We start from the raw sequence: 21,292 nt of genomic DNA, 5'->3' as shown, positions 1-21,292 counted from the left end.
TAAAAGATCAGTAATTTTATTCCCTGTATTTACTACTCTACAAGTTCAAAGCGGTATTTTTCGATTACCGTATTTGCTAATAATTTTTCACACATTACATTAAGTTGCTTTTCTGCTTCTTCTTTTGTAACATTACCTAACTCAACCTCTATTAATTTTCCGATTCTTACATCTTCCACACTCTCGTACCCCATTTTATTTAGGGCCCCTTTAATCGCAAATCCTTGTGGGTCTGCAATACTGTTTTTTAAAGTAACATATACATTCGCTTTCATTTTTTCATCCTCCTAGTTTGTTTTTATTTGATGTTTTTAATAAATTCATGATCGTAAATCTTACTTTTTCAAGTATGCTTCATAGCCAAGTGATTCTAGGTTAGTTGCCTTTTCTTCAACCATTGATTTTAAATCTTTTTTGTATTTTTTTAATGCTAGCTTCACTTTTTCATTTTCTAGTCCAACAATTTGTGCTGCTAAAATCCCCGCATTCTTAGCTCCATTAATCGCAACTGTTGCTACAGGAATCCCAGGTGGCATCTGAACAATTGAGTATAAGGAATCTACCCCATTTAATGTTTTGCTTTTTACCGGTACACCGATTACTGGAAGATCCGTTAAGGATGCTACCATGCCTGGTAAGTGTGCCGCACCTCCTGCTCCCGCAATAATCACTTTAATCCCTCTGCCTTCGGCTTCTTTAGCATGACTGTACATTTTATCTGGTGTTCTATGGGCTGACACCACAGTACACTCAAAAGGAACCCCCAGTTCCTCTAGAATACTTGCTGCATCTTTCATAACAGGCAAGTCGGAATCGCTACCCATAATAATACTAACAAGTTTTTTTGTCATTTACTCACCTCATTCATTTATTACTTTTAATACCTTGCTTATGACTTCACTTTGTTTTATTGCTTTGTTTATATCTATATCAACAACTGTTACATGACCCATTTTACGTTTTGGCTGCACCTCTTGTTTCCCGTATAAATGTACATATGTGTTATCCATCTCAAGTACAGTATGTAGCCCTTTTACTTTTGCTTTTCCAGTACAACCATCTTCTCCTAAAATATTTAGCATTACTGCCGGATTAATTAGATCTGTATTTCCAAGCGGTTGTTCTAATATAGCACGTAAATGTTGCATAAATTGTGAAGTTCTACATGCTTCTATTGTGTAATGTCCCGAGTTATGGGTTCGTGGGGCAATTTCATTAACGAGTACTTCGCCAGCCTTTGTTACAAACATTTCTACACAAAATATTCCTATGCCTTCAAAGTTTTCAATTGTTTTTTTAGCTAACAGCTCTGCTTTTTTTTCCGTTTCTTTGTCGACTCTAGCCGGAACAATCGTTGTAATTAATATATTATCATTATGAATATTCTCTGATAGAGGGTATATAGCAACTTGACCATTACTCCCCCTTGCTACAATAGCTGATATTTCTTTATCAAAAGGTACAAAAGCCTCTACCATCAGCTCTGCTGATGAACCGCCAAGTATATCATAAGCTTGTTCAATATCTTGAAGGGTTTTTATACAGGCATTGCCTTTACCGTCGTATCCGCCTTTTCTACTTTTAAGTAAAACCGGTAGTCCATACTCCTCGACAGCTAGGTTTATATCCCCTAAACTATCTACTTTTCTAAATGGTGCTGATTGAATATTTCGTCTTTTCAGAAAAGACTTCTGCTCATATTTATCCTGAATTACCTTCAATACACTAGGAGAAGGATAAATTTTTTTGCCAGCCTGTTCAAGTCGAATTAAGTAGTCTGCATTTATATGTTCGAACTCATAGGTCAATACATCTACTTTTTCTGCTAATTGTTTAATTTTTTCTTCATTATAAAAGTCCTCTACTATGTGTTCATCCGCAATAGATGATGCCGGACAATCTTTTGATGGGTCTAATATTACAAATTGTATCCCCATCTTTTTTCCTTCAAGGATCATCATTTTTCCTAATTGTCCCCCACCAATTATGCCTACTTTTTTCTCCATTCTACACCTCCTAAAACTAATTATTTAGAAAAAAAGCAGCTAAGAAAACTTAGCTGCTCTATAATTAACTAGGTAAGAATGCTAGTTTTGCAATGAAAATTACTGCTAACAAATAAACTAATGGATGAACATCCTTTGCTTTGCCAGCTGCTACTTTTGTAATTGGGTAGAAAATCAATCCAGCTCCAATACCGTTTGCAATACTAAATGAGAATGGCATCACTGCTAATGTAAAGAATGCAGGAACTGCCTCTTCGAAATCTTCGAAGTTAATATTTTTAATTGTAGTCATCATCAGAACCCCTACAATAATTAGTGCTGGAGCTGTTGCCTGCTGAGGCACCATTAAAGCAAAAGGTGCTAATAAAATAGCTAGGATAAACATAACCCCTGTTGTCACTGCTGTTAAACCAGTCTTTCCACCTTCAGCAACTCCTGCAGTTGACTCAACATAAGTTGTTACCGTTGAAGTTCCAAGTAAGGCACCTGCTGATGTTGCTACAGCATCCGCCATTAATGCTTTATTCATATTAGGTAATTTACCTTTTTCATCAAGCATGTTAGCCTTAGCTCCAGTTCCGATTAGTGTTCCAATCGTATCGAATAAGTCTACTAATGTAAAAGATATAACTACTGTAAATATACTTGAAGCTACTGCAACAAAACCACCACCTACACTTAGCAAGTCGCTTATCCCTGGGTTAAAAGCCCTTCCTAAAGTAGGCATTATATTAAATGAAAACTCAGCCATTGTAGTATCGGTTATTCCTAATGGAATACCAATTAAAGTTGTACCAACAATACCGATTAGTAATCCGCCTCTTACTTTTCTAGCCATTAATACAGTTGTAAGCACAAGCCCAATAACCGCTAAAAACACTGCTGGGTTAGTAAAGTCACCAAAAGAAACTAAAGTTGCCTCATATGGAACTACAATTCCTGCATTTTTAAAACCTAGTAATGCAATAAATAAACCGATACCTGCACCAATTGCATGCTTTAAAGAATTAGGTATTGCTTCAACAATCATTTCTCTAACACCAGTAATTGTTAAAATAATGAAGAATATACCTGAAATAAATACGGCCATTAACGCTGCTTCCCATGAATATCCTAGAAAGCCTACAACATAGAATGCGAAAAAGGCATTCAATCCCATACCCGGTGCTTGGGCAAAGGGTAAATTAGCATATAGCCCCATAATTAGCGTACCAATAGCAGCTGATATACACGTTGCCATGAAAACCGCATTGTAATCCATGCCTGCTGCCTCTAGAATATCTGGATTTACGAATAAGATATACGCCATTGTTACAAAAGTTGTGATCCCTGCAATAATCTCTGTTTTTACCGTGGTGTTCTTTTCTTTTAGTTTAAAAAACTTCTCCATTTTGTAGCCTCCTAATCCTGTCATTTTTCTTCCTTTTAAATTAATAGTAAGTATAATTCCATCATTTCTAGAAAATATAACCCAAAGGAAGTTATAGAAGCATATATTTTCCAGTAAATAAAAATAAAGCCCGGATGGATAGGTTATTTATAAGTGAAACCTATCCGTCCGGGCTTTTATCCCATCGGTGTGACATCTACTGATGCCTGTATCGCTTGGACCAGCTTCTTATAAAGAACGGAACCCTAGATACACTTTCACTCATAGAAGAATGATTTACGGTCATTCTGTAGAGACTGTCGATCCATATTATCGACAATATATGAGTTGAATATACAATTTTTAATTACACATTTATAATAACAAAGGAATTTGAAAAGGTCAATTGTTTTATTATTTTATTTTTCAAAAGAATTAAGTAAATTATTATAACTTCTCGAAATCATGTATTTCTTTCACTATGCTATAGATATAGTATTTTATAATACTGTCTATAAATCCTTAGATCGCTAACTCCCCAAAGTTTTTAGAATTAAAGAAGGACTGGCTCAACCAGTCCTTCTTTATTACTCCCACTCTACTGTTGCAGGTGGTTTTGATGTAATGTCGTATACAATACGGTTAACATCTTTTACTTCGTTAACGATCCTGGTTGATATTCTTTCTAAGACTTCATGGGGAATTCGCGCCCAATCTGCGGTCATAGCATCGGTACTTGTGATTGCACGAATTGCAATTGTATGGGCATAGGTCCTTTCATCACCCATCACTCCAACACTTTTTATACCAGGTAATACTGCAAAGTATTGCCATATATCACGATCTAGCCCTGCTTTTTTTATTTCGTCACGAACTACTGCATCGGCTTCTCGTACAATTTCTAACTTTTCTTCTGTAATTTCACCAAGCACTCTTACAGCTAGTCCTGGACCTGGGAACGGTTGTCTCCATACAACCTCGTCAGGAATACCTAACTCTGTTCCCACTGCTCTTACTTCATCTTTAAACAAACATCTAAATGGCTCAATTAGTTCAAATTGCATATCTTCAGGCAATCCACCAACATTGTGATGACTTTTTATAACCGAAGCTGTGTCCGTACCACTTTCAATTACATCTGAGTAAAGGGTTCCTTGCACTAGAAAATCATGTTGCCCTAGTTTATTTGCTTCTTCTTCAAATAGTCTAATAAATTCTTCGCCAATTATTTTACGTTTTAACTCTGGCTCTTCAACCTTTGAGAGTTTCCCTAAAAAACGTTCCTCGGCATTCACTCGAATAAAATTCATCTTAAATTTGTTTTTAAATAAGTCTTCAACTTGGTCCCCTTCATCTTTACGTAGCATACCATGATCTACAAAAACACAGGTTAAGTTATCACCAATTGCTTTATGCACTAACACCGCAGCCACAGAAGAATCTACACCACCGGAGAGTGCACATAATACTTTTTTGTTACCAACTTTTTTTCGTATCGTATCTATTTCTTCATTTATGTAATTTTCTGTTGTCCAAGTACCTTCACATCCACATACTTCATAAACGAAGTTCCTAATAATTTCACGGCCATATTGTGTATGTTCCACTTCTGGATGGAATTGTACAGCGTAAAGCTTACGTTCTTCATCTTCCATTGCTGCAACAGGACAATCATCTGTAAAAGCTGTTATCTCAAACCCTTCAGGTGATTTTTCAATAAAATCCGTATGACTCATCCAACAAATTAGTTCCTCTGGTAAATCTTTAAATATTGGTGAATTTTGCTTCATTTTCAGTGCTGTTTTACCATACTCTTTCTTATGAGCAGCATTGACTTTACCACCTAAAACTTCTGCCATAAGCTGTCCGCCGTAACATATACCTAATATAGGTATTTCTAATTCAAAAAGTCCTAACTCGCACTTTGGAGACTTTTCTCCATATACACTAGCAGGTCCTCCACTTAAAATAATTCCCTTTGGTTTTTTATTCACAATTTCTTGAAGTGGCGTTCTAAAGGAAACAACCTCACAGTAAACATTTTTTTCTCTTACTCTTCTAGCAATCAACTGGCTATATTGTCCACCAAAATCAACTATTAATATCATTTCACTTTCCAAATTGATCTTCCTTCCATTGATTTTTTGTTAGATAAAAGCCAAGTTAATACTTGGCTTTTATCTTGTATTCACTACAAATTTATAAATTTTGATTACTCATTTACGCTATAATTTGGAGATTCCTTTGTAATAGCAATATCATGAGGGTGACTTTCTTTTAAACTTGCATTTGTTATTTTGATAAATTTACCTTTTTCTTGTAAATCTACTATTGTTTCTGTTCCACAGTACCCCATTCCAGACTTTATGCCACCTAGTAACTGGAATACAGTATCTTTTAAGTATCCTTTGTATGGCACCTTGCCTTCTACCCCTTCAGGTACAAGTTTTTTATCATCTTCTTGGAAATAGCGGTCCTTACTCCCTTGCTGCATTGCTGCTATAGATCCCATTCCTCTATATGTTTTAAAGCTTCTTCCTTTGTATATAATTGTTTCTCCTGGACTTTCATCAGTTCCAGCAAATAGGGATCCAACCATCGCCACATTAGCGCCAGCAGCCAAAGCTTTTACGATATCACCAGAGTATTTAATACCACCATCAGCAATAACTGGTACATTATACGCTTTCGCAGCCTTTGCACAATCATATACAGCAGTAATTTGTGGTACCCCTATACCCGCAATTACTCTAGTTGTACAAATAGATCCCGGTCCTATACCAACTTTCACTGCATCTGCTCCAGCTTCAATAAGTTCCACTGTAGCTTCTCCTGTAGCAACATTACCTGCAACGATTTCTAGATCCGGATATGTTCCTTTTACTTTTCTTACAGCATCAATAACTCCTTTTGAATGTCCATGAGCTGTATCTAATACGATTACATCTACCCTAGCTTTATAAAGAGCTTCTATTCTCTCCATCATATCCTTTGTTATTCCAACCGCAGCTCCTGCTAGCAAACGGCCTTTACTATCTTTTGCAGAATTCGGGTATTTTATTGCTTTCTCAATATCTTTTATTGTAATTAGGCCTTTCAAAATTCCATTTTTATCTACAATCGGCAACTTTTCAATCTTGTTTTCCATTAAAATCTGTAGTGCTTCGTCCATATCTAAACCTTCTTGGGCAGTTATTAACTTTTCTCTTGTCATTACTTCAGATATAGGTCTATCATAGTTTTTTTCAAACCGGATATCTCGATTCGTAATAATACCTACTAATTTATCTCCCTTTGTAATTGGTACGCCAGATATTCTATATCTCTCCATTAGCTCTAATGCATCAGCCACCGCATTTTCAGGAGAAAGAAAAAATGGATCAACGATCACACCATGCTCACTTCTTTTTACCTTGTCAACTTCTAAGGCCTGTTCTTCTATAGACATATTTTTGTGTATTATTCCGATTCCACCTTCTCTTGCCATAGAAATTGCCATTTTTCCTTCAGTAACGGTATCCATTCCAGCACTCATAAGAGGAATATTTAATTTGATTTTCTTAGTCAAGTTAGTAGAAAGTTGAACTTGGCTAGGAAGTATTTCCGACTTTGCCGGAATCAATAATACATCATCAAAAGTTAATCCTTCTTTTACAATCTTATCTTCCATAATAAACCTCCTTAGTTTTAAATTATCACTTATTATACTGCTCAATTTTTTGTTTTGCAAGCTAAAATTTAAATCAAAATTAATCAAGAATATTCTGATTATTTTGAGTATAAATAAAACGTATAATCATACTACTTTGATAAAAGTAATATAATTATACGTTCTGACGGGATACATTATTGGGCTATACAGTAGCAAAACAGCACAGGACCATTCACTGCACCACTCCGCCAGGCCAAAAATATATCATTATAATTGCACACTACAAATGATGGATTCGATTGTCCATCATTTGTAGTAAATTAACATTAAATATAATTTATCAGATTGTTAAATATTCGTCAACATTTTTTTGTTTTTTTGTCGTAAAAAGTTGTTTATGGCTTTTTAACTTTTAGCTTTATTTTCTGTTTTTTCCATGAACTTCTCTAAATTTATTATAAATCTTCCGTGTAACCCTTCACCGATCTTGTCTTTTTCATCATAGGCAATAACTTTAAATAGTAGTTTTTTACCTTCTATTTTTACAAGTTCAGCTTCAGCATAAGCATTCATTCCCATTGGTGTCGCAGTAAAGTGTTTAATGTCTACATCCGTCCCAACCGTTGTATACCCCTCCGGTAAATAATCCTCAACGGCTTGTAATGCAGCATTTTCCATTATACCAACCATTCTTGGAGTTGCTAAAACCTTAACACCACCACTTCCAAAAGCAACTGCTGTATCTTCTGCTCCAACTGTAATTTCCACTCTTGCTTTCATTCCCATTTTCAAATCAAAGGCCATAACCATCACCTCTCTTAAGTATTTGAGGAAAGTGCATAATTAAATCATAACTAGCTTTTATAGAATAAATATAAAATTCAACCTGTTTCGAATTTGTCGACTTGTTTGTTTTTAGAATACAATGATACATCGCAACAAATGAGGAGCGACCTCTTTTATATTTATTCGTGTAAATTAATTATGCAATTTTCTCATTTAAACAAAATGCTGTATTACTATATTAATAGTTATTACTTTATCGTTATGTGAAAAAAAATTAAAAATTCATTTCACTTATTTCTTGTAGCCGTTTCACTATAGGGATTTTTTGCGTACATAAAATTTCACATTTACCACAGGAGATACAATCTTTCGCTCCAACACTTTCACTTTTTAAAGCCCCCTCTGTTTTAAGAAATGTTAAATGTTTTTTCATTTCATCTGCATCTTTAAGGAGGGTCATATTATAAGCTTCAAGGTAGCGATTTATTTTTATTTTTTTAGGGCACTTTAAACAATAGCCACATGTTGTACATAGTGTGTCCATTTTCTTTGTAATCTTACTTTGAATTTCTATTTTTTTCTCATCACTAACGGTTACAGGATAATCAAGGGTTTTAACATTCTCATACAACTCTTCTAATGTTGAAATTCCAGCTAAAGTTACAGTTACACCAGGCTGAGCAATATTAAATCTCAAAGCCGCTTGACTAACTGTTTCGTCATCCCTTTCTTTAAGAAAATCAAAATATTCATGACTATTTGGTATTAACCCACCACCTAAGGGATTCATTGTTACAACAGCCATATCCTGCTCGATAGCTGCATTTATTCCCTCTTGCCTAAAGGGATGATTAATAACATTATAGCCTAATAACACACCTTCGAAAACTTTATCTTCTATAATCTTGCGTATATCTTCCCCTTTACAATGGGTTGAGAAAACTAAATGATCAATTAATCCTTCATTCTTTGCTTTCAATGCGCCTTCATAAGGTCCATTAGGTGCCATTACATTATCATATTGGGCTAAATCCATAATACACCACATATGATAAAAGTCAATTTTATCTATGCCTAATCTTTTTAATGATTTATCAATACGCCTTCTAACATCGTCAGCTGTCGGTTCATTGAAAATACCGCTTTTGGTTGCTGTATAAAAATTGTCTTTTATTTGTTCAAATGCTTTTCCGTATATATATTCACTTCTATCTCCACAATAATAAGGCGCAGTATCAAAGTAATTGATTCCCAATTCATGAGCTTTTTTTATAATCTCTACAGCATAGTCCTCATCTTCGCCAAATCGCATTCCACCAAGACCAATTACGGACACATTTTTTCCAGTTTGTCCATATTGTCTATAAATCACAAAATCCCTCCTTTTTATACTTTTTCTTCATTATACAACATAAAATGCATTATTTCTATTTTGAATTTGTATAATTATTTTACCCTTTCTGTTTCATAATAATAGTGCGACTTGTAATTTTAAAAAACAAGGAGGGTAATTATGGCTGATGAGAATGGTCGTCGAAAGAAACAAGCTGATAATAACAACTTACAGTCTGTTTCCTTAGTAAATGCTTTAAATTCTGCTACTAGATCTGAGTATCCACTGAGCAATTTAATCAATGAGCATATGGTCTACGATCATGCTTCCAATGGTTTTGAAAACAATAATATGGCCAATCCAGCTGAGGAGAACCAAAATATTGAAGATGAAGCGATAATTGACGAAGATGATAATTTTCCAATGGGTTAAGTCTAAATTAATTTAAAGGAGGTAATATGTTATGTTTAGTGTAAACGACAATAAAAACAATCAGAATATGAATGTCCAATCTGCACAAAAAATTGATGCTAATAACCTAAAGGTTGTAGAAGATCAACTAAACTATGAAGCGCTGATGAATAAAAAGTTTTCTAATTATGCAGATTATTGCACAGATGCAGAACTTAAAAATTTATGTCAACAGTCAGCACAAAAACACAAGCAACATTACGACAACTTATTAAACTATTTAAATTCACATCAATAGTAGCTTTTAAAAATAATTTACAGGAGGTTTTTTTATGAATAACAATCATCCTAATTTTTCAGAAAAAGAGTTGATGAATGATTTACTTGCTTCTGAAAAGCAAGTAACCTCTGCATACAACACAGGTATTACTGAGTCCTCTTGCACTAACTTAAGACAACAATTAACCCAGTGTTTAAACGAGACACAGGAGATTCAATACCAATTATTCAATGCCATGCAACAAAGAGGTTGGTATGCAACTAAGCAAGCCCAATCCCAGGATGTACAAAGTGCAAAAACAAAATATCAACAAATGAAGAACGAATTAAAATAAGCACTCTACTGTTATAATCGAGTGGGATTAAATATAATCTCCCCCCAACTATTCACAAAGAGCCATAAAAAAAAACGGGTATTCATTTTGAATACCCGTTTATATAAGCTTTTTTGCTTACATCATTGGCATGCCGCCCATGCCACCCATTCCTGCCATTCCGCCACCCATTGGTGCAGCAGGTTCTTCTTCTTTAACATCAACAACTGCTGACTCTGTTGTTAATAGCATAGCTGATATAGAAGCTGCGTTTTGTAATGCTGATCTTGTAACTTTTGTAGGATCAACAATACCTGAATCTATCATATTTACATAATTTTCGTTGTATGCATCAAATCCAATGCCAGTTTCAGAATTAAGTACTTTTTCTACGACAACTGAACCTTCTAATCCTGCGTTCTCAACAATTTGTCTTAGTGGTTCTTCAAGAGCTCTTCTAATAATTTTAACCCCTGTTTTTTCGTCACCTTCAACAGTATCAATAATTGATTCTACTGCTGAAACTGTGTTGATCAGTGCTGTACCACCACCGGATACAATTCCTTCCTCAACAGCTGCTCTTGTAGCGTTAAGTGCATCTTCGATTCTTAGTTTTCTTTCTTTAAGCTCTGTTTCAGTAGCAGCTCCTACTTGTATAACAGCTACGCCTCCTGAAAGCTTCGCTAATCTTTCTTGTAACTTTTCTTTATCAAATTCAGAAGTTGTCTCAACAATTTGTGCTTTTAACTGATTTACACGATCAGTAATCGCTTTTTGATCTCCATTTCCTTCAATGATTGTTGTATTTTCTTTATCCACTTTAATGCTTCTCGCTGTTCCAAGCATATCAACTGTTGTTGATTTTAAATCATAACCTAATTCTTCAGAAATAACAGTTCCACCAGTTAAAATTGCAATATCTTCTAACATTGCTTTTCTTCTATCTCCAAATCCTGGTGCTTTAACTGCAACACATTCAAATGTTCCTCTTAGTTTATTTACAACTAATGTTGCTAAAGCTTCTCCTTCAACATCTTCCGCTACGATTAATAGCTTTTTACCTTGCTGAACAATTTGCTCAAGTAATGGTAATATATCTTGTATGTTAGTAACTTTTTTATCCGTAATTAAAATATATGCATCATTGTATACAGCTTCCATTTTTTCAGAATCTGTAACCATATATGGTGATAAGTATCCTCTATCAAATTGCATACCTTCAACAACGTCTAATGTTGTTCCCATTGATTTAGACTCTTCTACAGTAATAACACCATCTTTACCTACTTTTTCCATGGCATCTGCAATTAGTTTTCCTATTTCTTCGTCAGCAGCTGAAATAGCCCCAACTTGTGCAATTGCTTCTTTGCTGTCTATTGATTTTGATATGCTTTGTAATTCTTTAACAGCTGCATCTACTGCTTTTTGAATTCCTTTTTTCATAATCATTGGATTTGCACCAGCAGCAACATTTTTAATTCCTTCTCTTATAATTGCTTGAGCTAATAAAGTTGCAGTAGTTGTTCCATCACCAGCTACATCGTTTGTTTTTGTCGCAACTTCTTTAACAAGTTGTGCACCCATATTTTCATATGCATCACTTAATTCAATTTCTTTTGCAATCGTTACACCATCATTAGTTATTAGAGGTGATCCAAATTTTTTATCAATTACTACATTTCTTCCTTTAGGTCCTAAAGTAACCTTTACAGTATCAGCTAATTTATTTACACCAGCTTCTAGGGCTTTACGTGCTTCTTCACTAAATTTTAGTTCCTTTGCCATATCTATAAACCTCCTAATTTTTAATCTATACTATGTATTTATACTTATGTTATTCTACAATTGCTAAAACATCGTTTTGCTTTAATATTGTGTACTCAGTTCCTTCGAACTTTACTTCTGTTCCTGCGTATTTAGAAAATATTACTTTATCTCCAACTTTAAGTTCCATCGTTACTTCTTTACCTTCTACAACCCCACCTGGGCCTACAGCAATAACTTCAGCCATTTGTGGTTGTTCTTTAGCCGTTGTTGGGATAAAGATACCACTTTGGGTTTTTTCTTCAGCTTCTAGTTTTTTAATTACAACTCTGTCACCTAATGGTTTAATACTCATAAAGTAACCTCCTTATATTTTAAATATTATTTTTTATTTTTTTATTAGCACTCACTAGAAGTGAGTGCTAATTACATTTATCATGTTATATAATTTTTTTTTGCGTAGCAAATTTCATTTAGTGCTATTATTGACCGTTTTTATAGGTTATTAAACGTTTTTCTTTTGTTTTTGAACTTTTTTTTAGATTTTCACTATTTTACGCATATTAGGTAAAATTTACATGTATTTTAGTTAATGAGCTACATTTAAAATACAGACTATATCCTAGAAAATTCGATTAACTAAATTAGAAAAGTACGGTTCTAGTATAAAAAATAGAATAGGCATAAATACAGCTGGTAACATATTTGCCACATTAACTTTTTTTATACCAAGTATACTAAGACCAATTCCTAATATTAAAAGTCCTCCTATAGCAGACATTAGTTCTATAACATACTCTGTTAACAAGGGTTCTACAACCGAAGCGGATATAACTATAAACCCTTGATAAATAAATACCGCTCCAGCAGATAAAACAACGCCGATCCCTAAGGTGGATGAAAATATAATGGACGAGATCCCGTCTAGTACTGATTTAGCGTAGAGTGTGCTGTGATCTCCCTTTAAACCACTATCTAATGCTCCAACAATCGCCATTGCTCCCACACAATAAATTAAACTAGCAGTTACAAAACCTTTTGCTACTCCACCTTCGCTTTTACCAAATAGTTTTTCTATACTATTACCAAACTGATTTAACCTTTTTTCAATTTTCAAGGCTTCTCCAATTATACTACCTATAACAATACTAAAGATCACAATTAATATATTATCCGCTTTCAAAGCCCCCATTAGTCCGATCATAACCACACACAATCCCAACCCCTGCATAATCGTTTCCTTATAATTATTTGGAATGCCCTTCCTAAGTAAAACCCCTAGTAACCCCCCTATAATGATCGCTACTGTATTTACCAATGTTCCTTGCATGCATGCTCCCCCTTGTTTATTTCCCTATATTCATTTCTCTACCATAATAAAATAGGTATTGTTGTGCGTAACCTGCCCATAATCCAAATTTATTATCTGCAAATTCCTGTATCTTTTTAGTAGATGTTGGCGTATTAAAGTATAAATGCTCCATAATACGCTTAATCCAAACGTCTACTGGAAAAGCTTCTCTCTTTTCTAAACTAAATACATTAATACAATGAGCAACTTTTGGTCCAACTCCTGGCAATGCTATAAGTTTTTTTTGACTTTCTTCTGCACTTACATGATTTAATTTTTGGGTTAATCTTCCATTATCAAAATAACTTGCTGCACCAATTATATAAGAAGCTCTGTATCCCACATTGCATGCTTTTAAGTCTGCTTCACTTAACTGTTTTATAATATGTGGATCCGGAAACCCATACCGTTTTTTCCCATTGTATGTGCCAATATAATCACCATATCGTTCACAGATCATTTCGATACTTTTTTTAATTCTTGGTATATTGTTATTTGCAGATATAATAAAAGATACTATTGTCTCCCATAGTTCTTGATTTAGTATTCTTATTCCTTCTCCAAAATCAATTGCCTGGCACATAACTTTATCATTTTTCCTTAAATCATCCTGTATTTCTTGATAATCTCTGCGTAGGTCAAAATAATTAAACCATATTGTATCAAAATCATTTTTATCTACATTCTCAAATATAGTATTCTCTTCACTTTTTATAACACTTATCACTTTTTTATGGGCGATACCAGTATATATACCATTGTCCTCTTTATTCCAACGAAAACATTGTCCACATTCAAAAATGTGTACAGGATTAAATTGTTTTAACCCTTTAACAGTAATCTTCTCTGGTTTATATATTATGTTATATTTCACTTTTTTCTCCTTTCATAACATACAGAAAACCCCAGTGGATTCAATCCATTCTGGGGCAATACTTTTTCAGAATTACAACTCTAGTTCTTCGTAAATATAAAACAATTCATGAACAAGACGACCTGTTTTTACATCAAAATATAGATTTAGATTTTGTTCATTTTCAGTTACTCGGAAACTATAAGTTAAAGTCGGTTTATACCTTGTTTCAAAAGTTCTTATTGCTGCTAGTCCTCTATACTCTGGACTGTTTAAGTTTCTACTTATTTTATTAAGAGATGCTAAGGATGAGAAATCTTCTGGCACGTTCACTCTGGTATTACTAAAATTATTGCTATATCTCAACACACGTCCCGATATGGCACAAACATTTATTAAATGGGCATCACTAACCATTTCAACGTCACCATCTACGGGTGTAAAACGAAATGCATAAATCGATTGAGCTTCATCGTTGATAAGAAAAACTTCATCTATTATTTCTTCATCAAAAAATCTACGTAAAAATGTTTTTGCAATACCTATGGCATCACTCTTTTCAAGCATACCTTCCCCACTAAGTGCTTGCCTGTTCTCATAATTTCTTATTTGACCATTTTCAGCATCTACCCATATGACATATGCAATGCTTTCGGAATCAAGAAACTCTAATTCGTAGTAATGCGTCCCTTCCCTTATTTTAACAACTTCTTCTCCACTTAACCTGAAATTCTCAAGATCAGAAAATTGTTCTTTCGCCTTCCTTACAGCAGTGTTGTAACCTATATAAGTTGGATGTTCGTTTGGAATCCTACTATGCCTGTAAAGGCGACTTATTTCTTCTAAATTGTTTGCAGTTTCTACTAACCCACTATCATCAGAAAAAGGATTACTCATATCCCCCACTCGTTCTTCTATATTGTGGTAAACTGATAGCAAACGCTCCATATTTTCTTTAACCTTTTCTAGCATTTCTACTTCAAATTCTGTTAATTTGTTATTGTTTAATTTAAACTGTCTATCTAATTGATGGAGTATCATATTCCTGGTTCCTTCAATACCACTTAAACCTTTTTGCATTTGTACGTTTGGTCTTGTCTCCGTTTGATTAATAGATAGCCACTGCTCAAAGGAAAGGGCTAAATCATCTATTGTTCTTTGTAAAAGGAGTAAATTTTCCTCTGACTCATTTTCAATTAGTTCGTTTGTTGACCTTATACTTTGACGCAGGTTTCTTTCTACATTCAATCCGATTGTCCTATTTATTTCCAAGACTTTATTATCGACAAATTGCAATCTAGAGTTCAATGCAAAATTAAAACCAATGCTTATTAATAACACACCTATTAATATAGATATAATATATTTTTTCATATGCGCCTCCTAATTTAGGATACCCCTTCTCTATATTAACATAAAAATAAAAAGAGTCCAATAGACTCTTTTTATGGCAAACTTGAACAATATATTTTATTTTAGTATGCTATAATTAATAAGATTAAAAAATTTTAATTTAGGAGACTTTTATGCCTAAACCACAAGTTAATTGTTTAAAATGCAAACACTTCTTTATTACTTGGGATCAAAATGCCCCTAGAGGATGTACTTTTTTTAATTTTAAAACAAAAAAAATGCCCTCCGTTGTTGTTTTACAAGCTTCCGGAAAATCATGTCTTAATTTTACGCCTAAACCAAATCAACCCTAGTAAGTCATATGCCAAATTTCATCGGTATTCAAATGAATTTCAATGGTATTATCTTCATCTTTTATCATTATATTATCTATATTTTTATACTTTAGTGGAAGGATATCAAATTCATTTGTTCCTTTCAGATGCAATTCTAAACTAAATTCAAAATAAAAAATGACTAATGCCTCTGTTATATATATCTTTTTATCGATCGTTTTATTATATATATCTATCTTGCAATACCCATTTTCAAAATGAGCAAAAAAAGATTCAAAAGTCCGTTTATTCTTTTTCTTTAGAACCTTACGAGATAATGCTAATAATTTTTTTTGATTTACCTTTTTTTCTGCACCCACATTGATCACCCCACATAAATATATGCTTTAACTTTTATATATATATTATGCTTTTAAATTTGGATACATTAAGTCTTGGTATTATAGAATCTACTTATAAGTAATTCGGACTCCACTGCTGATAAAAAAATTTTAAAACCTCTACTTAACAGGCACATCGTAATTCATCTGTAAAGTTAGAGGTTTATTAATGATTTATCCCTTATTCTTTTATATTAATTATTTTTCCAATCTGAAGCTAATTCTTCTAATGCTTTGGAATTGATGGTAATATCTTCTACCGCACTAGAAAGCTGCTCAAGACTAGATGCTTGATCAGCAAAAGCCATATTATTATCTTCCACCTTAGATTCTATACTCTCTATGGATTTTTTAATGTCTTCTAATATATCTCTGATTTTATCAGTAGACTCCTTACTTGATAAAGAAAGTTTTCTTATTTCTGTTGCAACCACACTAAAACCACGTCCTGCTTCCCCTGCTTTTGCAGCTTCTATAGATGCATTTAAACCCAATAGATTCGTATTTCCAGCAATACTATTTATAAACTGTAAAATATCATCCGTGTTCGCTGCTAAATTAACCGTTTCTTTTAATGCACCTACAATGTCATCATTTACTTTTACTGCTTCTCTTGTACCTGAAGCGATACTTGTAACTACTTGCGAGGCTTCCTGCAGGCTACTAGAAAGATTGTTGGTTAACTCTTCTATATCGCTACTATTTTTAACATCCACACGTACGCCAAAGGACCCAATTACATTGTCGTCTTCCAATATGGGAATACCAATTGCCTTGTATGTTAAATTGTGTTCTTCTAGATTTACTATCTTTTTTACTGTCTCTTTGTTATGTATACACTCGTAAGCGGCAGACTTCTTATCTAGGGGGAAGTCTGACATATCATGAAATTTTTTCCCGTCATAAAATTCTAAAGCCTGCTCTAAATCGTTAATTCCTATCATAGCTCCACTCATCATTTCGGAAAAAAATGGTACTAATAACTTAAATGATTCTCTGTATTCGTTAATTTTATTCACTTCCGAAGCCCCCTTATCACTAGGTTAATTCACAATAGATTTTAGTACACATTATATCAGAGATTTCATATTAATATCAAATGGTAAATATGTGTATTATAAAAGCCATAGATAACCTATTAAGTGATGCCTATGACTTTTTAATTAAATTATTTAAGAATCAGTCGGTCTACAACACCAACTAAATCTGCAATTTCAGGTTTTGTTATTTGTGCATTTGCCCCTAAGCTTTCTCCCTTTAACTTCATTGCTTCGTTTATTAAGGATGAAAAGATAATCACTGGCAGTTTTGAAAGTTCTTCATCTTCTTTTATTTTCTTTGTAAGATGGTGTCCATCCATTTGAGGCATTTCGATATCCGTAATTACACATGCAACTTGATCCTTTAAAGGTACAGATTTATTATTCTTATATTTTTGTAATAGGTCCCAAGCTTCTCTTCCATTAGCTGTCACAACAATATTTTCGTATCCAGCTTCCACTAAAGACTCCTTTACCATTTTCATCAATAGCTCTGAATCTTCAGCAATTAGGATAGGTCTATCGCTTCTATCCCTTGGTCCTAAATTTTTAATTGCATCCTTCTGTATTCCTGTTCTTGGACTAATATCCGTCAAGATTTTTTCAAAATCTAATATTAAAATTAAGCGATCATCATACTTAACAATTCCTGTTGCAATACCTTCATGTCCACCGTAAATAGTTGCATCTGGTTTTTCAATATGCTCCCAGGATATTCTATGTATACCAACAACTTGATGCACTTCAAATCCTACAGACATTTTGTTAAAATGAGCAATAATAAAGAAGCTATCTTTCTCATGATTTGTATTAATGTTTAAATAGCTAGGTAGGTTTACTGCAGTAATGACTGAGTCTCTTATTTTAAAAATTCCTTTTACACATGGATGTGCATTAGGGATTTGAGTAACTGGAGTGTAAGGAATAATTTCTCTTACTTTTGCAACATTTATACCAAAATAATTATCACCAATCTTAAATTCCACAATTTCCAATTCATTTGTTCCACTTTCTAATAGAATTCCTTGGTTATTTGTCATAACAACTCCCCCTTATTTTAAATATTCCGCTTACTTAAATTAAAGTATGTAATATTTAAATTATACCATAAATTTAACTTATTCAATCTTTTATTTTCTTTAGAGAATTACATATGACAAACAAAGTTTAAAACTAAACCTTTATCCTACGAATTTGTTGATTTTTTTGTTGCAAATGTTATTGTTTTTTTAGATTTTTATTTGTTTTCTTACTTACCCCCTCTTGTTTAAACAATATTAAAAATATACAGGAAGTAAACGTACAAAACCCGAGTCTTTAGACTCGGGTTCATTTAGTTTAATACCACCCTCTTAGCTTCATGCCGTCTGCTATTCTCTTGATTGACATCATATATGCAGCGGTTCTCATATCTACGTTATGTTGATTCATAAGTTGCCATATTTCTTCAAAAGCACTCACCATAAGCTTTTCTTGTTTTTCCTGAACTTCATCAAAAGACCAGCTGTATCGCATTAGATTTTGTACCCATTCAAAGTATGATACAGTTACACCACCGGCATTGGCAAGAATATCAGGAACAACCACAACACCTTTTTGCTTTAATATTTCATCGGCTTCAGGAGTCGTTGGTCCATTAGCTCCTTCACTTATAATCTTTGCTTTTATATCATTTGCATTTTTAGACGTAATCTGATTTTCTAAAGCACAAGGCATTAGTATATCAACTTCCATCGTCATTAATGCACTTCTATCATGTTCTTCGTCAGCACCATCATACCCTTTTAATTCTCCGTTATTATTCTGAACATAGTCAATTAAACTTTGTACATGGAAACCATTTTTATTAACGATACAAGTTGAAGAATCGGAAACAGCAACCACTTTTGATCCCATTTTACTCATGTAAAGTGCGGCATAGCTTCCAACATTCCCAAAACCTTGGACTGCTATTGTAGCACCTTCCACAGGTAGATTCATTTTCTTTGCCGCATCTCTTGCCATAATTGCAACACCGTAACCAGTGGCTTCGGTTCTACCTAAAGAACCATAGAAATTAACAGGCTTTCCTGTAAATACGCCAGGTTCAAAACGCCCAGTAGCTTTTTCGTACTCATCTACCATCCAAGCCATGACCTGTCCATTTGTATTTACATCCGGTGCAGGAATGTCTTTCTTTTCTCCTATAATTGGTGAAATTGCTCTGGCATAACCTCTGGCTAATCTTTCTAACTCAGCTTCAGAAAGGGTTTTAACATCGACAATAACGCCACCTTTACCCCCACCATATGGTACGCCAACAACACCACATTTAAAAGTCATCCATGTTGATAATGCCTTTACTTCATCCATATTAACATCCGGGTGAAAACGAACGCCACCCTTAAAAGGCCCTATGGCATCATTATGTTGAGACCTATACCCTATAAAAGTTTTAATGCTTCCATCGTCCATCTTTACAGGTATAGATACCTCCACTACTCTAACTGGATTTTTTAAAATTTCATATACGTTTGGATCTGTTCCTAACTTATCACAAGCTGATTTAACCTGTTGTTGCGCAATCTTAAAAGGATTTAGCGTTTTCTCTGACATAAACATAAGCCTCCTTTAAATTATGTATACGATTATTGTTTGCAAAGTCATCCTCTTTATTCTTTCGTAACCTTCTTACTGACACTTTAACTATATAACAATATTTATATATCTGTAAACACCTTAACTATTATACAGAATTAATAGAAAAAGCATACTATTGTAACTTTAGAGGCATATTAAACTTTTTACAAAAACATTTACAGCTATTACATTTAAGGATGTCATTTCCTCTATTTCAATTCGAAGTCGCTCTTGTACCAGCTCTACTATCGGTCTTATTGGGTTGCCATATACAATTTGTAAATCCATTTCTACAATAATTCCTATTTCAGAGCTTTTTAATTGAATATTATCAATTTTGTAAATGCCAATTATTTTATTTGATGTATAATAAATTAATTCTCTAATCACCCGATCAGATATGGTATAACGGCCAAGATAACTGAATGTTGGTCGAACTACTGATCGCTGTGCAACCTCTTGTACCTGATCCTTATTTCTTCTAAAGATTTCTAACGGGTTTAAAAAATACCCAGAAAAATGTTTTTTAATTTCAAATGTCGGTACTGGGATAACATGCTTTCCTTCTTTTTTTCTTACCCTGTTCGCTAACTGCATGTCCTCCTTTGTTACAATATCATGTATATAAACTTTTTTACTTATTTCTCCAAGTTTTAAATTATTTACAATTATATTAACCATTTTATCCGACGTCCCGATAATTAAAATCCCCACTGGGTTTTCACGTCTGATAATACTTCTAATTTCCCTACAATGTTTTTCTGAAGAAAATAGCGCCCTTCTAACAGCAGCTAATTTGGTTTTTTCTTTTTTTGCTGAAATTCCACCAAGCACTTTATTACCTCTAATTAGCAACCCATCATCTATAATGTATGCTATTCCCTCTTTACTTGCGACATGCATAGCTTGATAACTTTTTCCCGTGCCACTTGGGCCCACAAGTACAATAACTTTCACAAACCCTCACCCCTTTTCTTCATTATTCTTCTCTTAATTCTTTAAATATTATCTTTATTTTATCATAATTTACTTATTTATTTTTTTAGTAAAAAAATTGTCTATATTATTGCTTATAATCTTTCTTTATTGTTATAATACTATTAATGTAGTTTTTACATAATTTTATAAAAGGAGGAAATATTATGGCTTATAAAATACTTGATACTTGTATTAACTGTGGTGCCTGTGAACCTGAGTGTCCAGTTGATGTAATCTCAGCAGGGGATGACATTTATGTAATCGAAGAAGAAGGATGTATCGATTGTGGTGCCTGTGCTAACGTTTGTCCAGTAGATGCACCAGTTCCTGCAGAATAAGTTTACATGATTGAAATAATAAAAAAGAAAGGCTTTTAAAATCCTTATAGGATATGGTTCTATAATAAATGTTGGGGTGGTTAACACTCCAGCATTTTTTATTCAAAAAATAATGCACTTATTGAAAATAC

22 protein-coding genes and 1 riboswitch are annotated in these 21,292 nt (G+C 33.6%); of the genes, 4 read left to right on the top strand and 18 right to left on the bottom strand.

Going from position 1 to position 21,292, the window contains the following annotated elements; genetic code table 11:
* Window positions 1-32 precede the first annotated feature (32 nt).
* From purS to RH915_RS03675, 8 genes are all read right to left on the bottom strand, one after another.
* On the bottom strand, window positions 33-275 hold the full coding sequence (gene purS / locus RH915_RS03710; RefSeq protein WP_310477972.1) for a phosphoribosylformylglycinamidine synthase subunit PurS: 243 nt from the start codon (window positions 273-275) through the stop codon (window positions 33-35).
* Window positions 276-335: 60 nt separating this feature from the next.
* A complete protein-coding gene (gene purE / locus RH915_RS03705; RefSeq protein WP_310477971.1) occupies window positions 336-851 on the bottom strand; it encodes a 5-(carboxyamino)imidazole ribonucleotide mutase in 516 nt (171 codons plus the stop codon).
* Between the two features lie 9 nt (window positions 852-860).
* A complete protein-coding gene (locus RH915_RS03700) occupies window positions 861-2,006 on the bottom strand; it encodes a 5-(carboxyamino)imidazole ribonucleotide synthase (protein ID WP_310477970.1) in 1,146 nt (381 codons plus the stop codon).
* Window positions 2,007-2,070: 64 nt separating this feature from the next.
* Window positions 2,071-3,396, bottom strand: a complete 1,326-nt coding sequence (locus RH915_RS03695; protein WP_310477969.1) for an NCS2 family permease — start codon at window positions 3,394-3,396, stop codon at window positions 2,071-2,073.
* Between the two features lie 244 nt (window positions 3,397-3,640).
* A riboswitch (purine riboswitch) is annotated at window positions 3,641-3,742 on the bottom strand.
* 220 nt (window positions 3,743-3,962) lie between these two features.
* Window positions 3,963-5,495: a glutamine-hydrolyzing GMP synthase gene (gene guaA, locus RH915_RS03690; RefSeq protein WP_310477968.1), complete on the bottom strand. Its 1,533-nt coding sequence runs from the start codon at window positions 5,493-5,495 to the stop codon at window positions 3,963-3,965.
* A 92-nt stretch (window positions 5,496-5,587) separates the two neighbouring features.
* Complete coding sequence (guaB, locus tag RH915_RS03685) at window positions 5,588-7,045, bottom strand: IMP dehydrogenase (RefSeq protein WP_310477967.1); 1,458 nt, start codon at window positions 7,043-7,045, stop codon at window positions 5,588-5,590.
* 387 nt (window positions 7,046-7,432) lie between these two features.
* The gene (locus RH915_RS03680; protein ID WP_310477966.1) at window positions 7,433-7,831 is read right to left on the bottom strand and encodes a thioesterase family protein; all 399 of its coding nucleotides are present in this window, start codon (window positions 7,829-7,831) and stop codon (window positions 7,433-7,435) included.
* A gap of 256 nt (window positions 7,832-8,087) precedes the next feature.
* A complete protein-coding gene (locus RH915_RS03675) occupies window positions 8,088-9,185 on the bottom strand; it encodes an aldo/keto reductase (protein ID WP_310477965.1) in 1,098 nt (365 codons plus the stop codon).
* A 141-nt stretch (window positions 9,186-9,326) separates the two neighbouring features.
* Between RH915_RS03675 and RH915_RS03670 the strand changes: the two genes are divergently transcribed.
* The 3 genes from RH915_RS03670 to RH915_RS03660 are packed head-to-tail and all read left to right on the top strand — an operon-like array spanning window position 9,327 to window position 10,171.
* The gene (locus RH915_RS03670; RefSeq protein WP_310477964.1) at window positions 9,327-9,578 is read left to right on the top strand and encodes a hypothetical protein; all 252 of its coding nucleotides are present in this window, start codon (window positions 9,327-9,329) and stop codon (window positions 9,576-9,578) included.
* A 31-nt stretch (window positions 9,579-9,609) separates the two neighbouring features.
* Window positions 9,610-9,855, top strand: coding sequence for a hypothetical protein (locus RH915_RS03665; RefSeq protein WP_310477963.1), 246 nt, complete (start codon window positions 9,610-9,612; stop codon window positions 9,853-9,855).
* 34 nt (window positions 9,856-9,889) lie between these two features.
* A complete protein-coding gene (locus RH915_RS03660) occupies window positions 9,890-10,171 on the top strand; it encodes a spore coat protein (protein ID WP_310477962.1) in 282 nt (93 codons plus the stop codon).
* A gap of 117 nt (window positions 10,172-10,288) precedes the next feature.
* Here RH915_RS03660 and groL read toward each other — a convergent pair whose 3' ends face one another.
* From groL to RH915_RS03610, 10 genes are all read right to left on the bottom strand, one after another.
* Window positions 10,289-11,935, bottom strand: coding sequence for a chaperonin GroEL (gene groL, locus RH915_RS03655; RefSeq protein WP_310477961.1), 1,647 nt, complete (start codon window positions 11,933-11,935; stop codon window positions 10,289-10,291).
* Window positions 11,936-11,984: 49 nt separating this feature from the next.
* Window positions 11,985-12,269 (bottom strand): co-chaperone GroES, encoded by a 285-nt coding sequence (groES, locus tag RH915_RS03650; RefSeq protein ID WP_310477960.1) that lies wholly within the window; start codon window positions 12,267-12,269, stop codon window positions 11,985-11,987.
* Window positions 12,270-12,536: 267 nt separating this feature from the next.
* A complete protein-coding gene (locus RH915_RS03645; protein WP_310477959.1) occupies window positions 12,537-13,244 on the bottom strand; it encodes a DUF554 domain-containing protein in 708 nt (235 codons plus the stop codon).
* Between the two features lie 16 nt (window positions 13,245-13,260).
* Window positions 13,261-14,139, bottom strand: coding sequence for a DNA-3-methyladenine glycosylase family protein (locus RH915_RS03640; protein ID WP_310477958.1), 879 nt, complete (start codon window positions 14,137-14,139; stop codon window positions 13,261-13,263).
* A gap of 72 nt (window positions 14,140-14,211) precedes the next feature.
* Complete coding sequence (locus RH915_RS03635; RefSeq protein WP_310477957.1) at window positions 14,212-15,492, bottom strand: PepSY domain-containing protein; 1,281 nt, start codon at window positions 15,490-15,492, stop codon at window positions 14,212-14,214.
* Between the two features lie 328 nt (window positions 15,493-15,820).
* Complete coding sequence (locus RH915_RS03630) at window positions 15,821-16,165, bottom strand: hypothetical protein (protein ID WP_310477956.1); 345 nt, start codon at window positions 16,163-16,165, stop codon at window positions 15,821-15,823.
* 215 nt (window positions 16,166-16,380) lie between these two features.
* On the bottom strand, window positions 16,381-17,205 hold the full coding sequence (locus RH915_RS03625) for a methyl-accepting chemotaxis protein (RefSeq protein WP_310477955.1): 825 nt from the start codon (window positions 17,203-17,205) through the stop codon (window positions 16,381-16,383).
* A 149-nt stretch (window positions 17,206-17,354) separates the two neighbouring features.
* A complete protein-coding gene (locus RH915_RS03620; protein WP_310477954.1) occupies window positions 17,355-18,266 on the bottom strand; it encodes a chemotaxis protein in 912 nt (303 codons plus the stop codon).
* 298 nt (window positions 18,267-18,564) lie between these two features.
* Window positions 18,565-19,821 (bottom strand): Glu/Leu/Phe/Val family dehydrogenase, encoded by a 1,257-nt coding sequence (locus RH915_RS03615; RefSeq protein WP_310477953.1) that lies wholly within the window; start codon window positions 19,819-19,821, stop codon window positions 18,565-18,567.
* 168 nt (window positions 19,822-19,989) lie between these two features.
* Complete coding sequence (locus tag RH915_RS03610) at window positions 19,990-20,802, bottom strand: Asp23/Gls24 family envelope stress response protein (protein WP_310477952.1); 813 nt, start codon at window positions 20,800-20,802, stop codon at window positions 19,990-19,992.
* Between the two features lie 185 nt (window positions 20,803-20,987).
* Between RH915_RS03610 and RH915_RS03605 the strand changes: the two genes are divergently transcribed.
* A complete protein-coding gene (locus tag RH915_RS03605) occupies window positions 20,988-21,161 on the top strand; it encodes a 4Fe-4S binding protein (protein WP_310477951.1) in 174 nt (57 codons plus the stop codon).
* The last annotated feature ends 131 nt before the right edge of the window (window positions 21,162-21,292 follow it).

The organism is Serpentinicella sp. ANB-PHB4 (genome assembly GCF_031432315.1).
GTDB lineage: Bacteria > Bacillota > Clostridia > Peptostreptococcales > Natronincolaceae > Serpentinicella.
Note: the sequence above shows the minus strand (reverse complement) of the source record. Positions and strands in the feature narration are given on the sequence as shown.

What these genes read in the sequence shown, in the direction of transcription:
- purS (WP_310477972.1), bottom strand. Translation starts at nt 275, where the DNA reads ATGAAAGCGAATGTATATGTTACTTTAAAAAACAGTATTGCAGACCCA.
- RH915_RS03635 (WP_310477957.1), bottom strand. Translation starts at nt 15,492, where the DNA reads ATGAAAAAATATATTATATCTATATTAATAGGTGTGTTATTAATAAGC.
- groES (WP_310477960.1), bottom strand. Translation starts at nt 12,269, where the DNA reads ATGAGTATTAAACCATTAGGTGACAGAGTTGTAATTAAAAAACTAGAA.
- RH915_RS03665 (WP_310477963.1), top strand. Translation starts at nt 9,610, where the DNA reads ATGTTTAGTGTAAACGACAATAAAAACAATCAGAATATGAATGTCCAA.
- RH915_RS03695 (WP_310477969.1), bottom strand. Translation starts at nt 3,396, where the DNA reads ATGGAGAAGTTTTTTAAACTAAAAGAAAAGAACACCACGGTAAAAACA.
- RH915_RS03660 (WP_310477962.1), top strand. Translation starts at nt 9,890, where the DNA reads ATGAATAACAATCATCCTAATTTTTCAGAAAAAGAGTTGATGAATGAT.
- RH915_RS03670 (WP_310477964.1), top strand. Translation starts at nt 9,327, where the DNA reads ATGGCTGATGAGAATGGTCGTCGAAAGAAACAAGCTGATAATAACAAC.
- RH915_RS03645 (WP_310477959.1), bottom strand. Translation starts at nt 13,244, where the DNA reads ATGCAAGGAACATTGGTAAATACAGTAGCGATCATTATAGGGGGGTTA.
- RH915_RS03700 (WP_310477970.1), bottom strand. Translation starts at nt 2,006, where the DNA reads ATGGAGAAAAAAGTAGGCATAATTGGTGGGGGACAATTAGGAAAAATG.
- RH915_RS03605 (WP_310477951.1), top strand. Translation starts at nt 20,988, where the DNA reads ATGGCTTATAAAATACTTGATACTTGTATTAACTGTGGTGCCTGTGAA.
- groL (WP_310477961.1), bottom strand. Translation starts at nt 11,935, where the DNA reads ATGGCAAAGGAACTAAAATTTAGTGAAGAAGCACGTAAAGCCCTAGAA.
- RH915_RS03680 (WP_310477966.1), bottom strand. Translation starts at nt 7,831, where the DNA reads ATGGCCTTTGATTTGAAAATGGGAATGAAAGCAAGAGTGGAAATTACA.
- RH915_RS03615 (WP_310477953.1), bottom strand. Translation starts at nt 19,821, where the DNA reads ATGTCAGAGAAAACGCTAAATCCTTTTAAGATTGCGCAACAACAGGTT.
- guaB (WP_310477967.1), bottom strand. Translation starts at nt 7,045, where the DNA reads ATGGAAGATAAGATTGTAAAAGAAGGATTAACTTTTGATGATGTATTA.
- purE (WP_310477971.1), bottom strand. Translation starts at nt 851, where the DNA reads ATGACAAAAAAACTTGTTAGTATTATTATGGGTAGCGATTCCGACTTG.
- RH915_RS03620 (WP_310477954.1), bottom strand. Translation starts at nt 18,266, where the DNA reads ATGACAAATAACCAAGGAATTCTATTAGAAAGTGGAACAAATGAATTG.